The following is a 16,216-nucleotide window of genomic DNA, read 5'->3' on the forward strand; positions in this document are numbered from 1 at the left end:
GTGGTGTTACTGGTCATAGATGCTCACGAGGATGGTCACGAGTCCGAAAAGCCGGATGAGAGTGACCGTCGTCTCCACGATCCAATCCGGTATCGTTGTAAACGTCGTGAGAACCACGTTGATGCTGGTGGGTATCCCACTCAAGAGCAGAATGCCTACCACGAGCAAGACGATCCCCCAGTCGTGTGACTCACGATAGCTCCGCATTCCCTTGAGCCCAATAACGAACGACAGGATGACCGACACGAGCAGACTGCTGAACAACACTAACAGGACCCCCGTGCTGCCCGTCCCTGTTTGGAGAGGCAGTACCATCATGATGCAGTCACTTGAGCTCTTCGACGAGGTCGGAGAAGCGGTCGGCCGCTTCCCGTTCCGTCCGGGTTATCTCGACACTATACGTTCCGTCCTCGAGGTCGATGGACACCTGTTCGAGACGGGCTTCGTACGACTTGTAGTGGTGGCCATCGGGGTCGAGTTGCTGTTGCTCTCTGAGGAGATCGTGTTCCTGTAAGCGCTCGATGCGGCGATAGACTGTCGGAAGCGATGCATCGCAGCGGTCGCTCAGCATCTTTGCCGACATCGGTTCGATACTCGTCTTGGCGAGAATCGCGCGTGCATACGGATCGTCGAGCAGCTCGGCGACCTCACTCAGATCACCGTCCGTGGTCATCGGATGATTCCCGGTCTCTCGACAAATTTCCCGCGGTCAGTCCTCGTCGTGGAAGCACGTCGCTTCGGAATGAAGACGGTCGTTTATAAAATCAGGTGGGAGACTTTCAGACTCGGAAACCGTGGTTTTCGTCTTATCATAGCAGGAGTCATAGTGTTCGAGTGGAGAATGAACGTGTTCAATAACTTCTCGGTCAGGAGCCACCTGCAACACTCCTCTCGGATTCCCGACTGTTCCGGTACGGTGGCCCGCTCCCTCAGGAATCAGGACGAATACTACTTGCACGCAGGAGTTATGATGAACGGAACGTCGACAGATAGTCGCTGGATCGGGGTTTTGGGTGAGTGACATGGCGGCACTCGAAACACGTGGCCTCACCAAACGATTCGGAGATACTGTCGCCGTGCATAACCTTGATCTCACTGTCGATGAGGGTGAGGTATTCGGCTTTCTCGGCCCGAACGGCGCAGGCAAATCGACGACGATCAATATGATTCTGGATTTCATGCGGCCAACTGCTGGCAGCGTCGCCGTCCTCGGAACTAACCCTCGACAGAACCCTCGCGCCGTCCGCGAGCGTATCGGTGTTCTTCCGGAGGGTTACGACCTGTACGACCGGCTTACCGCGCGCAAGCACGTCACTTTCGCCATCGAGATGAAACGAAGCAATGACGATCCAGAGACGATCCTCGAACGCATTGGTCTGGCTGCTGACGCTGACAAGGCCATCGGTGGCTACTCCAAGGGGATGCGTCAGCGGCTCGCGCTCGGGATGGCACTCGTCGGCGATCCCGACCTACTGGTGCTTGACGAACCCTCATCGGGACTGGACCCGAACGGTGCCCGCGCGATGCGTGAAATCATCAGTACCGAGCAAGACCGCGGAGCGACGGTGTTCTTTTCGAGCCACATCATGGAGCAGGTCGAGCCAGTCTGTGATCGTGTCGGCATCATGCGTGACGGAGAACTTGTCGCGGTCGATACCGTTGATGGCCTCCGCGAGTCAGCTGGCGCAGAGTCCACTCTGGTTCTTTCGGTCGATACCGTTCCACAACAACACGCGCTCTTCGACATTCCCGGCGTAACAGACGTTCAGTGTATCGACTCGACTATCCATGTCAACTGTTCAGATTCGAGCGTCAAAGCTGATATCATTACTGCAGTCGAGGCGACCGGTACGTCCGTCCAAGACATTACCATCCAGGACCGCTCGCTTGATGACCTCTTCGCCGAGTACACTACTGAGAATGCTGCGGAGGGACAAGCATGAAGACGAATGCGGGCACGATTGCGACGAAAGAAATCGCTGATGCTACCCGGTCACGGCTTGTGTGGTTTCTAGTAGTCGCATTCGTCGTCGTGACGATCCCACAACTCCTTTCGTTTCGAGCACTAAACCCGACGACTGCGCAGGCGTCCAGGAGCATTGCCATTTTTCTCAAACCGTTTATTCCATTGGTGGGGCTGCTGGTTGGCTACAAGGCGATCGTCGGTGAACGCGACTCCGGGAGTCTCCGAATCTTGCTCGGGCTGCCGGGCACTCGCCGTGACATCGTCCTTGGAAAGATACTCGGTCGTTCCGCAGTTTTTCTCATTGCAGCACTCTCTGGTTTTATCGCTATGGCCGTGGTGATTCGTGTCGTCTATGGCGGCATCGACGTTGCGGTTTTCGTCGGTACCGTGGCGTTCATGCTGCTGTATGGGCTATCGTGGGTTGGCATCGCGGTTGGACTCTCGGCGGCTGTAGCTACCCGATTCAGAGCGATGGCTGGCGCGGTGGGACTGTACTCCCTGTGCAACATGTTCTGGAACTCGCTCGTTCTTCCGATTACTACGTTTCTGTTCACCGGTAGTGCGTCAACGGACCACCTCAAGCCGGTCAAAATCGCTGCTGGGCCAGAGTGGTACATCTATTTCCAGCGATTGAATCCAACGAAGGCCTTCGAAGGCAGCTCTTTCGCCGTCTCACAGCTAGTCAGGTCGTCGACGTCCTTGACAGGCGTTGACTTGTTCGGGGTCGGCGTACTGGCAGCATGGTTCGTTCTTCCAGTACTGATCGGATACTGGCGATTCAATCGCGTTGATTTGGGGTGATTCGATCAATGAGTATATTGAAGATCAACGGAGAGGGCCCCTATTCTACGTCCACTCGCCGCACCGTTCTCCGTGGAATCGGAGCAACCGCTACAGGATTGTTCGCAGGGTGCGCTGCCCTCCCGGCCCTCGGCTCTGACGTGAAAGTTGTTGAATGGGATCGCAAGGACGATCTCGCTGGCGAGACCACGTTCGCCGTCGTGGTTAAAAACCGAGGTTCGAAGACATCGATCACCATCACGATCAAACTTCACCCAGAATCCATGGGAGGTGGGAAGACGCTGACTCAAAAGAGTAAGACTGTCACGCTGTCGGGTGGCGAGAAGCGCACGGTTCGGATGACGATGCTGGTTCCTGACGCTACTGAATCTTGGATCGTTCATACTCGTAGCATGTAACGAACATCAACCGTCTCCGTCGCCATGCTAGAGTCAACTCTCCATGGACGCAGCATGTAGTTCTCGTGTGAGTTGAACGGCAGTCACTCTCCTGATTGTCGGACCCAAACGAAAACCGTCTAGAATGGTTCGCCATACCATCTACATCCACGCATCGACGAACGCCTACGAAACACCCACCACCGTGACACCATCGATGAGGGGAAGCGCTGGCGGCTTTTGACTTCTATTCCCAGAACTCGCTCCGCTTGAATCCTGTTGGTTCCAATAGAGGGAAGGGCCGAAGATCCGCTTCTCCTCACAGAGATAGACGTGAAACAGTATCTCAAAAACACTCTTACCATCGCCCAGATCGCTCGATATTCACCACTATCTTTGCTGATCCCGGTCGTGAGTACGTGCCCGCTAGGTAAGCAATTACCCAGGAGATAGGCAGATACCCACCCGGTGATCGTTTGCTTAGAGGGTTAGCAACTCCTAATCTAGTGGTTAGGTGTCCATTGGGCGAGCGATTGTCCACGCGGTAAGGTGAAAATATAGGAAGATGTGGGTGAAATGCGATGTCGAAGAAACCTCGCGCTGATGAGACCGACAGTACAGATGTTCTGAACAGGCGCAAAGTCATTCGTATGATGGGAACCGGTGCCGTTGGTGTTGCTGGTCTCGGTACTGTGTCGGGTGCTTCTCGTCGTTCGGACGGCGATGCCGGTGTCGAGTCGCTAAGCGGGAACGGAAAGCGAGAAGCAGTTGCCATTGCGAGAGATACACCTGAATTCGAACTGCTACGTAACGAACTCGAAGAGGAGTACAGCTACAGACTCGATCAATCAAAAACACAGGTGTTCGAAGGTGACGATGACGACGGAAATCCATATCACGTCGTCTCGTTTCACCCCGTGTCAACCGGCGTCCCAGAAGACAGCAGCGAAGTAGACCTTGCTATTACACTGAAGCACAGCTCGTTCTACGATGCTGGAGCAACTATCACTGAGTACGAGGGTGAATCAGGCACGGTCACATTGCTTACAACTAGCGGGGGCGTCGTCGAGACCGAATCTGCTGCTCTTGGTCGATCTGTATCCAGTGACGCTGTGACTGTCCAGAGTAGCTGTAGTATTTGTCGTGATGTGTCTACTGTAATCTGCAACAGGGGATGTAGTCTCGGCGGGGCCACCCTCTGCGCTATTGCTGGCTTCGGAACGATCGGAAGCATTGCATGTGCTGCTGTAGTCAATGAACTTTGCCGGAGGTATGGAGGCAACATACGACAAACATGCAGACGATCCAATCTCTGTAACCTGTCTGGAATTTGTTAGTCGGTATAGTTAACTATACAGAGCGAACTCGATCAATCCATGGCTAGCGTTCGTGAATCGATTGTCGTCGCCATTGCATTAGGAATGGGTTGGATACTTATCGACGTTCTCGTCAGGGGTGCGACGATCGAGAGCGTTCTCCCCTCAGCAGCTTTCGTAGCAATTGTAGGCTTCGTGGCTGCTCTACTTTTCCGATAGCAGTCTGAACATACCCGACAGCAACGCGTAACAGTTGCTCGCTGCCGCTTTGCTTGTCACGAACCCCGATTTTGTTCGGGTGGTCGGTGCTCATGTGGGGTGTTGGCTTGGTCATGGAGCGAAACTTGGATATGTTTTGACCGATCGCCGTCCAGTTTCAGGTCTTATATCTCGGTTTGTGCAACCGTTGTGGGGCACAGTTGATCGATCTGGCTCGGCTCCACGGACACGAGCCGCCGAAGCCTTGAAGCCGGCGGGGAGCGAGGTGAAAGTGATGGCCGACGACGGCGATATGCTCTCGTGGGACGAGTCGGTCTTCCGGGACGAGTCGGTGTTCGAGGTGGACTACCTCCCGGAGACGTTCCACCACCGCGACGACCAGCTCGACGGCCTCCAGTACGCGCTCCGGCCCGCCGTCCGGGGCTCGCGCCCGCTGAACGCGATGGTTCGCGGGCCACCGGGAACGGGGAAGACCACCGCCGTCCAGAAGCTGTTCGGCGAACTCGACGCGCGGCGCGGGGTCCGCGCAGTGAGGGTGAACTGCCAAGTCGATTCGACCAGGTACGCAGTATTCTCGCGGTTGTTCGAGGCGATCTTCGAGTACGAACCGCCCGCAAGCGGGATCTCGTTCAAGAGCCTGTTCGAGCAGATCACCGACCACCTCACCGACGAGGGCGAGGTCCTGGTGGTCTGTCTCGACGACGTGAACTACCTCTTCTACGAGGGTGAGGCCTCCGAGACCCTCTACTCGCTGCTGCGCGCCCACGAGACCCACGCGGGCGCGAAGGTCGGGGTCATTCTGGTTTCCTCGGATCTTGATCTCGACGTGATCGCCGATCTGGACGGACGGGTCCAGTCGGTGTTCCGGCCAGAGGAGGTGTACTTCCCGGCGTACGACGAGAGCGAGATCGTCGACATCCTCCGCGAGCGGGTCAAGCGCGGCTTTCGGGACGACGTTCTCGGCCCGCGACCGCTCGACCTGGTGGCCGAACTGACAGGCGAAACCGGCGACCTCCGGGTGGGGATCGACCTTCTCCGACGGGCTGGACTCCACGCCGAGACCCGCGGAAGCCGAACCGTCGAAATCGAGGACGTCGAGTCGGCCTACGAGAAGGCCAAACACGTCCATCTCTCGCGCCGGCTCGGCGAACTCACCGAGCCCGAGCGCGGCCTCCTGCGCGTGATCGCCGACCACGACGGCGAGCGCGCCGGCACGGTGTACGAGGCGTTCCACGACGAGACCGACCTCGGCTACACCCGCTACTCCGAGCTCGTCAACAAGCTCGATCGCCTCGACCTGGTCGACGCGACGTACACCAACGTCGAGGGTCGCGGACGCTCGCGGGAACTCTCGCTCGCCCACGACGCAGACGCGATCCTCGACCGGCTCTGAGGTCGCACCGGTTCGGAGTGGGGGTTCAGCCGCGTCCGGTCCACCTGAGCAACAGAAGCGTGCCCTCGAACAGCCCGATCATCGTCGCGCCCACGATGACGGGGGCCATCCCGGTCGGGTCTGGACTGAAGAGGAACGCGATCCCGGCGAACCCACCCCAGAAGTAGAGCCGTCGGCTCGTGAGCCACGCTCTCGTCGTGATCCCCATCATGATCGCGAGCATCACGAACAGCGGGATCTGGAAGACCAGCGCGAAAAAGCCCATCAGCAGCGTCATCAGCCCGAAGGTGTCGCCGAGCCCGAACGCGATCTCCGCGACGGGCCGCGAGTAGCCGAGGAAGTAGTTGAAGATCACGGGCAGCACGAGGAAGAAGGCGAAGGCGACCCCGATCAGCGCGAGCACGAGGCTCGTGGGGACCGCCGCGAGGTAGTACCGGCGCTCGTTCTCGTAGAGTCCGGGACGCATGAACCGGTAGGTCTGGTAGACGAAGAGGGGGAGCGCGACCACGAAGCCCGCGAGCGACGCCGCCTTCAGCCGCGCGAGGATGAGCGAGAGCGGATCGTAGACGTACGGACACGCGGCGCTCGCCTGGTCCGCCGTGACCGGGCAGACCGAGGGCGAGCCGGGGAGGAAGGCGTACCAGATGAAGTTGATGAGGTCGTCGGCAAAGGGGAAGACGACACCGCTCACGACGCCCATCGCCACGAGCACGATCCCGAGACGTTTGACCATCTCCTCGATGTGGTCGGCGAGCGGCATCTCGCTGTCGTCGATCGGCGCGGTGCCGGCGGGCTCGCTGGCGGTCCCACTCGTTTCCGTCGACTCGGCCATCTGGGTGGCGGTTCGCGGGTGAGCGTTGTAAGCTTTCTTCTCGGCACTCGGCAGGGCGGGAGGCCCGGTAGACAAGATTGATAACGAGGAGTCGGTTAATCCCACCGAAGCAACGAATGTCGGGAGCCGTCGACGACGACGTTCGCCGGTCAGTCGATCGCGGTCGGGAGACGCTCGGGGCGGTGCTGTCGGCCGCACAGACCCATCTCCAGAAGGTCGCGATCGCCTTCCTGATCGGCTTCCTCGGCTCGTTTTACGCCCTCTGGCTCTACGTCTGGGAGCGGCTGAAGACCGATCTCTTCGCACAGATCCCGGCCGCCGCCGCCGAGGAGACCTCGGTCATCGGCAAGACCCCATTCGAGGTGCCGCTGTTGCAGGCGAAGATCGCGCTCGCGGTCGGCGGGATCGTGGCGCTCCCGGTTCTCCTGTACTACTCGCGCGAGGCGCTCCGCGAGCGGGGCTACTGGATCACGATCGGCTCGCGCTGGAAGGTGGCCGCCATCGCCCTGGTCGCCGGCCTCCTTTTCCTCGTCGGGGCTTCCTACGGGTACTTCGTGTTCTTCCCGCTGATGTTCGCGTTCCTCGCCGAGAACGCGGTCAAGGTCGGGTTTCAACCTACGTACTCCATCACGCTCTGGGCACAGTTCGTCTTCCTGCTCATGCTCTCGTTCGGGCTCGCGGCCCAGCTCCCGCTCGCGATGACGGGACTCTCGCTCGCCGGGATCGTCCGCTACGAGACCTTCCGCGACAAGTGGAAGTACGCGATCGTCGCCGCGTTCGCCTTCGGCGCGCTGTTCTCGCCGCCGGACCCCTTCACGCAGGTGCTCTGGGCCGTCCCGATCGTCGGGCTCTACGCGATCAGCGTCGGCCTCACCAAGGTCGTCGTCACGCTCCAGCGCGGCGGCAGCGCGGTCGACGTTCGCCGGGTACTCCGCGAGCGCTGGCGCGCGATCCTCGCGGTCCCGACGGTCGTCGCGGGCGCGATCGCCGCCCTGATCGTCGCCGGTTTCGGCGCGTTCTTCAATCAAACTGTCGTGCCGGCGATTCCCTACGTTTCACCGGAGGAGCCGGTGTTCAAGTACATCGGGCCGATGTTGGGCCTGCCGCGCGAGTTCGCGATCGCGGTCGTCGCGGGCGCGGCCTTCCTCGCCGTCCTCGTCCTCGCCTTTGCGTACTACGTTTACCGGGCGATCGAGGCCGCCGCCGCGACGAGGGGCCGGGCCGGCGATCCGACCGCGATCGACTTCGAACGCCTCGACGCGACTGGCGTCCGGGCTGCCCCGCCCGAGGCCTTTCGCGACCTGAGCGAACAGGAGGCGGTCGCTCAGGCCAGCAAGGCGACGAGCGACGGCGAGCCCGAGAAGGCTCGCGCGATCCTCGACCGCTTCGACGAGGCGGAGGCGGCCGCGGAAGCGGAAGGCGACCAAGCGGCCGCGGCCGACACCGCCCTCGACGACGCCGACCATCCCGGCGAGCCTGGCTCGGGGGCCGAGACCGACGCGGACGATTCGAACCCGTTCCTGAGCCGCACGACGGGCGTCGTCGACGCGTTCACGACCGAGGAGACCACCGAGGAGGACGTCGGCGGGTACTACTACGACATCGCGTTCGTGCTCGACAGCCTCCGATCGCGCGCGTTCTTGCTGGTCGGGCTGTTCATGGCGGTGCTCGCCGGGACGTTCCTCTGGCTCTACCAGGGTGGGATCGGGCGGCTCCGTGCGGACTTCCTCGCGCGCCTCCCCGCGGGCGTCAGGGCGGAAGATGTCGGGATCGTCGCGCTCCACCCGACCGAGGCGCTCGTGTTCGAGATCAAGCTCAGCACGCTGTTCGCGGTGCTCGCGGTCCTGCCGCTCGTGCTCTACTACGCGTGGCCGGCGCTGCGCGAGCGCGGGATCGCGGCCGGCGACCGACGAGTGTTGATCGTGTGGGCCGGCGCGCTGTTCGTCAGCCTCGTCGGCGGGGTCGTCGTGGGCTACACCACGATCGCCCCCGCGGTGATCTCGTGGCTCGCCGCCGACGCCATCGGCGCGGGGATGGTGGTGGCCTACCGCATCTCGGCCGCTGGCTGGCTGGTCTTCTTCACCACCGCCGGCATCGGGCTGCTCGCCCTCATCCCGGTGACGATGGTGCTGTTCCATCGCGGCGGCCTCGTGCCCTATCGGGGGATGCGAAACCGCTGGCGCGAGGTCACGGTCGGCGTGTTCGCGATCACCGCCTACGTCTCGCCGCGGGGCGTGTTCATGATGTTCATCCTCGGGATCCCGATCATGCTGTGTTACGGGCTGGGGCTCGGCTTGCTCTGGCTCTACACCGTCGGCGGTCGGCGCACTTGGAGCGAGGAGCCCGGCGAGAGCGCCGACTGATCGAACGGCCTAACTGCGCGCCGGGGAATCTCCGGGTATGATCGACCGCTACGCAACCGCGCGCGATGGGGCTGATCGAGCATGAGCACGTCCCGTGGAGCCTCGACGATCCAAGTCGCGCTGATCGCACTCTTTACGACCGCGCTCGTGACCGCCCAGCTCACCGCCACCAAGATCCTCGGCTTTTCGATTCCGTTTTCGCTCCCGATCACGGGCGAGATGCTGATCCTGCCCGGCGCGTCGCTCGCGTACGCGCTGACGTTCCTCGCTTCGGACTGCTACGCCGAACTCTACGGCCGGCGTGCGGCCCACGTCCTCGTGAACGTCGGCTTCGCGATGAACGTCGTTCTTCTGGGACTGGTCTGGGGGACGATCGCCGCGCCTGCCGCCACGTCGAGCGTCGATCCCGCGGCGTTCGCGACGGTGCTCGGTGCGAGCACCAACGTCGTGCTCGGGAGCCTGCTCGCCTATCTCGTGAGCCAGAACTGGGACGTGTTCGTGTTTCACCAACTTCGCGACTACACCGAAGGACGCGCGCTCTGGCTCCGGAACGTCGGCTCGACCGCGACGAGCCAGGCGCTCGACACCGTGATCTTCGTGAGCGTCGCCTTCTACCTCGCGCCGGAACTCCTCGGCCTCGGCAGCGCGCTGCCGCTCTCGGTCCTGCTCGCACTCGGGGTCGGCCAGTACCTCCTCAAACTCCTGATCGCGCTCCTCGACACCCCTGTGGTCTACGCCATCGTCGGCTACGCGCGCTCGCGAACCGACGCCCGACCGACGGCCAGCGCCGACTGATTTTGGGGATTGGCGCGCGCTCGCGGTCGTGTGCGAGCCAAGCGAGCACCGACCGCGAACACCGTGCGAGGGATGACTGAGCCGAGCGAAGCGAGGCGAAGGAATCGGCTGGGGAGGCGTGTGGCCTGCGGTCTCTCAGTTGTGTCGGGATTCGCGATCGTGATACAAATTCGTGCCCGAATTCAAAACGTATGCGTTGGGAGTCGTAAGTGGATTCAGTCGATCCGTTCGGCGAACCCGAAGCGCGGTTTCACGTCCTCGATCCGAACCTGAACCGTCTCACCTTCCCCTGCATCCGAAACGAACAGCGTGTACTCCTCGACTTTCGCGATCCCGTCACCCTCGTCGCCCGTGTCGGTGATCTCGACGGTCAGTTCGTCGCCGACGCCCACTGGCGCGGTCATCCGGCCCTTCCCCACGAGGAAGAGCTCGGAGGACTCGTCGCGCGAGGCGTCGGGGCGCACGGTTCTGACGTACTCGAATTCGTTCTCGATGTCGGCTTCGAGATCGTCGAGATCCCGTCCGTCGAAGACCTTCACGACGAGATCGCCGCCAGGCGCGAGAATCGCGCGCGCCACATCGAGCGCCTGGCGCGCGAGATGAACGGAACGAGCGTGATCGAGGTCGTACTCGCCGGTCATGTTCGGAGCCATGTCCGACAGAACGAGGTCCGCTTGCCCCACCCGCTCCCCGATCTCCGCCTGGGTGTCGTCCTCGGTGAGGTCCCCGCGAACCGTCTCGACGCCGTCGATCGATTCGATGCGCTGGCGGTCAACGCCTACCACGCGACCGTCGTCCGTGCGTTCGGCGGCGACCTGGAGCCATCCTCCGGGGGCGGCCCCGAGGTCGATCACGGTGTCGCCCGGGGCGATGAGGTCGGCGGTGTCGTCTAGCTGCTGGAGCTTGTACGCCGATCGCGAGCGGTAGCCCTGCTGTTTGGCCTTGTTGTAGTATTCGTCCCGACCCGACATTGCTTGGCCGGCGTAGTTCGTGTGCGCGTAAACGCCCTTCGTTCAGCCGTCGTTCCGTTTCGGTCACGACCGATGCTATCGACAGCCACGGGCGGACGGCGACGTTTCACCGACTGTCCGGACCACGTCGTATCGATATATAGCGGCCTGTCCTGCTCTGTGCTACAATTTATATATATTAGCAGCATCTATGTACTCATCGGCCTCGTTTTCACGTGATGACGCGCAAAGCGACACGACGCCGCGTACTGATGGGGATCGGCACCGGGACCGCGATCGGGGTCGCTGGATGCACAGGCGGGTCGAACGGCGATGGAGGTGGAGACGGCAACAACGGCAGTAGCGGGGAAAGCGGTAGCAGTGGCGGCACTGCAAGCGGCGAGGATACCACGAGCGGGGGGCAGGGGAACAGCAGTGGCGGCAGCGCACAGCAGGCCAGCGGTCCGCTGACCGCCGACGGCTCTTCCACTGTGTACCCGATCACGAGCGACGGCGCGGCGGTCTGGAACTCGAACCCGCCCGCCGACGACGGCGAGTACTGGGGCTCGAACGACGAGGGGACCGCGCCCGGCTACGAGGCGCTCGGCAGCCCCGACATGCCGATGACGGAGTTCTTCGCGAACATCTACGGGCTCGACCCCTACCAGGTCAACGTCGGCCTCAGCCACTCGGGGACGGGCATCGAGAAGCTGATGAACGATCAGGTCGACATCGGTGACTCCAGCGCGCCCGTTCAGGACGAACTCCCCGAGCGCGAGAGCTACGAGAACTTCGTGGATCACGTCGTCGGCGTCGACGGGCAGCCGGTCATCGTCAGCCAGGCGATCTACGACGCGGGCGTGACGAAACTCACCGGCGAGCAGCTCCGTGGCATCTACACGGGCGAGATCACGAACTGGTCCGAGATCGACTCGTACTCCGGCGACGACAAGGAGATCCAGAACATCTGCCGGGCGGAGGGCTCGGGCACCGACACCGCGTTCCGGTCGAACTTCCTCGGCGATCCGAACGCCGAGATCGCCTGTTCGCAGCGGATCGGCCAGAACCAGCAGGTTCGCTCGACGGTGCTCAACGCCGACAACGCGGTCGCGTACATTGCACTCGCATTCACCGGCAACGGCGCACCGGCGGTCGCACTCGAACTCGACGGCACCACCTACGAGCTCGGCAAGAACCTCGGCTCGAAGGACTACCCGCTCTCGCGCGACCTCCACTGCTACACGTGGCAGGACACCTCGAAGCAGGAGTCCGCGTTCATCAACATGCTGCTCACCGAGTTCGGCCAGCAGCAGTTCGTCGCGGCGAACGACTACTTCAAGCTGCCACCCAACCGCCGCGAGGAGGAGCGCAGCAAGCTCGCCGAACCCGAACAGGACATCGAGTACGGCGGCGGCAACGCCTCCTCGGGGAATGCTTCGTCCGGAACCACCATGGGTAGCACCACCTCGGGCAGCTCGAGCAGCTGAGGACGTCGGCCGGTCGACCGACCCTCACACACCGGAAATATCAGATGATACATCAACATTCACATGTCGACCATCCCTGAACGGTGGCTGCCGGGCAGCTCCGGTGACGGAACCACCGATACCGACCGGAGTGTCCTCATCGTCGGCGCGATCGGTGCGCTCTTGCTCGCGGGCGTCGCAGTCGGGTTCCTGGTCCAGTCCAGCCTGACCGCGGTGTTTCTGCTCGGCTTCCTCGTCGTGGTGGGGTTCGGATGGTACGCCCATCAGGCGGAAACGGCGAAGGCGCTGACCTTCCTCGCGACGGCGTTCACGGTCGCCGTGATGGGACTCATCATCGTCTTTCTCTTCGGTGAGGCGTGGCCGGTGTTCGAGCTGATGGGGCTCGATCTCGTCACGCGCGTCGATCCCGGCGAGACCGGGTTGTGGAGCACTGCCGACGCGGTGTACTCCCTGACACCGATGATCTGGGGCACGATCGTGACGACGGTCCTCGCAATGGCCATCGCCGGGCCGCTCGGGATCGCGGGGGCGGTGTTCATCGCGGAGATCGCCCCCGGGTGGCTTCGGGATATCGTGAAACCGGGCGTCGAGATCCTCGCTGGAATCCCCTCGATCGTCTACGGCTGGCTCGGGTTCATCGTCATCAACGGCTACTTCAGCCGGTCGGACACGTTCGATCTCACCTCGAACGGAAGCCTGGTCGTCGCAGGAATGGTGATCGGGCTGATGGCGCTACCCACGGTGGTTTCGGTCGCCGAGGATGCGCTGACGAGTATTCCCGAGTCGATGAAGAGCGGCTCGCTCGCGCTCGGTTCGACCGAGTGGCAGACCACGCTCGGCATCACGATCCCGGCGGCGTTCTCGGGCGTCTCGGCCGCCGTCCTGCTCGGCGTCGGCCGGGCGGTCGGCGAGACCATGGCCGCGACGGTGATCCTCGCGAACGTCACCGAGTTCCCCGGCCCGCTGTTCGACGCCTTCGACAACACCATCACGCTGACCAGCGTGATCGCCAACCAGTACGGCGTTGCCCAGGGACTCCACCTGAGTGCGCTGTTCGGCGCGGGCGTCGTGCTGTTCGTCACTGTGCTCTTCCTCTCGATCGGTTCGCAGTTGATCGAGGTGCGAATGGAGCGCAACCTCGGGGGGAACCGATGAGCGACGCGTACGGAACTGACTCGACGCTCGTCGAGGGCCGCTCGTCCATCTTCGAGCGCGCGAGCGCGCTCGCGGTCGGTCTCGGCTTCCTCGCCTTCCTGTTCTCGTGGACGGCGCTGTTCCGTATCACGCCACCGACGACCGAACTCCTCGGCCTCACCCTCTACGACCTCTTCGGGGCCGGCCTCGTCGTCGTGGGAGGGATCGTGCTCGGCCTCGGCGTCGCCTCGCGAACGGGCGTCGTCACGACGACGCCGAGCGACACCGGCGGACTCACCGCCGCGACCACGTTCGGTCTCACGGCACTGATCGCCACAGGACTAGTCGTCTCGCAGACGCTCGGGCTGGGGACGGTCGCGTGGCTGCCGGCCGCGCTGGTCGCTGGAGCCGCAACGGCAGCCGCCGTAGTGGGCGCACGCGAGGACATCGGCGCGACGATTCCGGCGGGAATCATTGCCGTCGGCGTCGGCCTCGCCTTCCTCACGGACGTCATCGGTCCGGACTGGGTGTGGTCGCCGACAGGGTTCGCGGCGTCGTTCCACGCGCCGGTTGTCGTGCCGTTGCTGACGATCTTCTGTAGCCTGCTCGCGGCGTGGCCGGCCGCGAAGGCGAGCGCGGGCTTCGGTAGCCGAGGACGACAGACCGGTGCGTACCTGCTGATCGGGATCAACACGTTCTCGATTCTCGCGATCCTCGTCTTACTGGTCGCGTTCGTCGCCATACAGGGGCTGCCGAAACTCACCGACGGCCTCGAAATCGGTCTCGGCAGGTTCGCGTGGCCGTTCGTGACGAACGTCTCGCAGGGCATCTACGTCGATGTTCCGGGCGTGCTGCCCGCGATCCTCGGGACCGCGTGGCTCGTCGTCGGCGCAGTGCTCTTCGCGGTGCCGCTCGGTGTCGGTGCGGCGCTCTTTCTCACCGAGTACGCCGACGAGGGTGGGTTCACTCGGATCGTCGAGATCGCGACCAACGGCCTCTGGAGCACGCCGAGCATCGTCTTCGGGCTGTTCGGGTACGCCTTCCTCGTTCCGCGCTTCGGCAACACCACCTCGCTCTTTGCGGGGATGCTCGTGCTCGGGTTCATGCTGCTGCCGCTGGTGCTCATCACGAGCCGGGAGGCGATCATGAGCGTTCCCGACGAGTACCGCGACGCGAGCGCCGCGCTCGGGGTGAGTCAGTGGCAGACCATCCGTAGCGTCGTGTTGCCGGCGTCGGTGCCGGGCATCGTCACGGGCGTCATCCTCGGTGTCGGCCGGATCGCGGGCGAGACCGCACCGATCCTCGTCGTGATGGCGGGGTCGCCGTTCCCGAACTCCACGCCGAACGTGTTGGGTTCGTTCGCGTTCACCGCGACGCCGCCCTTTATCACCAACGACGCGTTGCTGACCTCGGCCAGCGCGCTGCCCTACCAGCTCTACGCGACGATCACTGCGGGTGTCGGCGCGACGGACGTCGAGGCGTTCGGGTGGGGGACGGCGTTGGTCCTGCTGCTCGTCGTGCTGTCGTTTTACGCCATCGGGATCGCGACGCGGGCGTACTTCCGGAGGAAACTACGCTATGAGTGAAACAGAGAACCAACCACGGACCGACACTACGACGACGGGCGAAACCGCCCGAACCGACCGGACTGACCGAAACCGAACGGACAGCACAGCGACGGACACGCGGCCATCGGGACAGCAAACGACGGCCGGTGAGACCGACGAGACGGTCCACGACGAGTGGGTCCAGTACGACTACGCTGGCGCGGCGAAGGTCACCACCACGGATCTCAACGTCCACTACGGCGACGACCACGCGATCGAGGACATCTCGGTCGAGATCCCCGAGCAGAGCGTCACCGCACTGATCGGGCCGTCGGGCTGCGGGAAGTCGACGTTCCTCCGGTGTCTGAATCGGATGAACGACCGAATCCGTGCCGCGACGATCGACGGTTCGGTCGCGGTCGACGGGGAGGAGATCTACCGCGACGGTGCAAACCTCGTCGAGTTGCGAAAGCGCGTCGGGATGGTGTTTCAGCAGCCGAACCCGTTCCCGAAATCGATCCGGGACAACGTCGTCTACGGTCCGCAAAAGCACGGCGAGATCAACACGAGCGTTCTCTCGCGATTGTTCGGCCGGGACACGAGCGGGAAAGAGGATGAACTCGTCGAGCGCTCGCTCCGGCAGGCGGCGATCTGGGACGAGGTGAAGGATCGGCTAGACGACAATGCGCTCGGGCTCTCTGGCGGCCAACAGCAGCGCCTCTGCATCGCCCGGTGTCTCGCGGTCGGCCCCGAAGTCATCCTGATGGACGAGCCCGCGAGCGCGCTCGATCCGATCGCCACCGCGAAGATCGAGGACCTCATCGAGGACCTCGCCGAGGAGTACACGGTGGTGATCGTGACTCACAACATGCAGCAGGCCGCCCGCATCTCCGATCAGACCGCCGTGTTCCTCACCGGCGGCGAACTCGTCGAGTACGGCGACACCGATCAGATCTTCGAGAACCCCGCAAGCCAGCGCGTCGAGGACTACATCACCGGGAAGTTCGGCTGAGCACGACACTCGTCTCCGACCGTC

At 62.9% G+C, this 16,216-nt stretch carries 14 protein-coding genes; 10 read left to right on the forward strand and 4 right to left on the reverse strand.

The genetic code is table 11. The features are described from left to right. Positions 1 to 6: 6 nt before the first annotated feature. Both TX76_RS06505 and TX76_RS06510 read right to left on the reverse strand, forming a co-directional pair. On the reverse strand, positions 7 to 315 hold the full coding sequence (locus TX76_RS06505) for a hypothetical protein (protein WP_154019024.1): 309 nt from the start codon (positions 313 to 315) through the stop codon (positions 7 to 9). Between the two features lie 10 nt (positions 316 to 325). Next, positions 326 to 673 (reverse strand): winged helix-turn-helix domain-containing protein, encoded by a 348-nt coding sequence (locus TX76_RS06510; protein WP_049900624.1) that lies wholly within the window; start codon positions 671 to 673, stop codon positions 326 to 328. Between the two features lie 349 nt (positions 674 to 1,022). Between TX76_RS06510 and TX76_RS06520 the strand changes: the two genes are divergently transcribed. The 4 genes from TX76_RS06520 (at position 1,023) to TX76_RS06535 (ending at position 6,072) form a co-directional block, all read left to right on the forward strand. After that, complete coding sequence (locus TX76_RS06520; protein ID WP_049900629.1) at positions 1,023 to 1,943, forward strand: ABC transporter ATP-binding protein; 921 nt, start codon at positions 1,023 to 1,025, stop codon at positions 1,941 to 1,943. Next, positions 1,940 to 2,767, forward strand: a complete 828-nt coding sequence (locus TX76_RS06525) for an ABC transporter permease subunit (protein ID WP_049900631.1) — start codon at positions 1,940 to 1,942, stop codon at positions 2,765 to 2,767. Before TX76_RS06520 ends, TX76_RS06525 begins: the two co-directional genes overlap by 4 nt. 1,030 nt (positions 2,768 to 3,797) lie before the next feature. Then, positions 3,798 to 4,481 carry a halocin C8-like domain-containing protein gene (locus tag TX76_RS17010; protein ID WP_195156013.1) on the forward strand — a complete coding sequence of 228 codons (684 nt, stop codon included), beginning with the start codon at positions 3,798 to 3,800 and terminating at the stop codon, positions 4,479 to 4,481. 472 nt (positions 4,482 to 4,953) lie between these two features. Then, complete coding sequence (locus TX76_RS06535; RefSeq protein WP_049900842.1) at positions 4,954 to 6,072, forward strand: ORC1-type DNA replication protein; 1,119 nt, start codon at positions 4,954 to 4,956, stop codon at positions 6,070 to 6,072. A 25-nt stretch (positions 6,073 to 6,097) separates the two neighbouring features. Here TX76_RS06535 and tatC read toward each other — a convergent pair whose 3' ends face one another. After that, positions 6,098 to 6,904 carry a twin-arginine translocase subunit TatC gene (gene tatC, locus TX76_RS06540; protein ID WP_049900637.1) on the reverse strand — a complete coding sequence of 269 codons (807 nt, stop codon included), beginning with the start codon at positions 6,902 to 6,904 and terminating at the stop codon, positions 6,098 to 6,100. A gap of 116 nt (positions 6,905 to 7,020) precedes the next feature. Between tatC and TX76_RS06545 the strand changes: the two genes are divergently transcribed. Continuing rightward, positions 7,021 to 9,267, forward strand: a complete 2,247-nt coding sequence (locus TX76_RS06545; protein ID WP_049900640.1) for a twin-arginine translocase subunit TatC — start codon at positions 7,021 to 7,023, stop codon at positions 9,265 to 9,267. Positions 9,268 to 9,348: 81 nt separating this feature from the next. Beyond that, positions 9,349 to 10,062 carry a queuosine precursor transporter gene (locus TX76_RS06550; protein WP_049900644.1) on the forward strand — a complete coding sequence of 238 codons (714 nt, stop codon included), beginning with the start codon at positions 9,349 to 9,351 and terminating at the stop codon, positions 10,060 to 10,062. 215 nt (positions 10,063 to 10,277) lie between these two features. Here the strand turns inward: TX76_RS06550 and TX76_RS06555 are convergent, their stop codons facing one another. After that, the gene (locus TX76_RS06555) at positions 10,278 to 11,033 is read right to left on the reverse strand and encodes a 23S rRNA (uridine(2552)-2'-O)-methyltransferase (RefSeq protein WP_049900645.1); all 756 of its coding nucleotides are present in this window, start codon (positions 11,031 to 11,033) and stop codon (positions 10,278 to 10,280) included. Positions 11,034 to 11,251: 218 nt separating this feature from the next. Here TX76_RS06555 and TX76_RS06560 point away from each other — a divergent pair, with 218 nt between their 5' ends. From TX76_RS06560 to pstB, 4 genes are all read left to right on the forward strand, one after another. Continuing rightward, positions 11,252 to 12,499 carry a PstS family phosphate ABC transporter substrate-binding protein gene (locus tag TX76_RS06560; protein ID WP_049900647.1) on the forward strand — a complete coding sequence of 416 codons (1,248 nt, stop codon included), beginning with the start codon at positions 11,252 to 11,254 and terminating at the stop codon, positions 12,497 to 12,499. A gap of 63 nt (positions 12,500 to 12,562) precedes the next feature. Beyond that, complete coding sequence (gene pstC, locus TX76_RS06565) at positions 12,563 to 13,654, forward strand: phosphate ABC transporter permease subunit PstC (protein ID WP_049900649.1); 1,092 nt, start codon at positions 12,563 to 12,565, stop codon at positions 13,652 to 13,654. After that, entirely contained in the window at positions 13,651 to 15,219 is a 1,569-nt protein-coding gene (pstA, locus tag TX76_RS06570) for a phosphate ABC transporter permease PstA (RefSeq protein WP_049900651.1), read from the forward strand. The genes pstC and pstA overlap by 4 nt, the downstream gene beginning before the upstream one ends. Next, a complete protein-coding gene (gene pstB, locus TX76_RS06575) occupies positions 15,212 to 16,192 on the forward strand; it encodes a phosphate ABC transporter ATP-binding protein PstB (protein ID WP_049900654.1) in 981 nt (326 codons plus the stop codon). The genes pstA and pstB overlap by 8 nt, the downstream gene beginning before the upstream one ends. Positions 16,193 to 16,216 lie beyond the last annotated feature (24 nt).

The organism is Halococcus agarilyticus, assembly GCF_000334895.1.
In the GTDB taxonomy this organism is placed as follows: domain Archaea; phylum Halobacteriota; class Halobacteria; order Halobacteriales; family Halococcaceae; genus Halococcus; species Halococcus agarilyticus.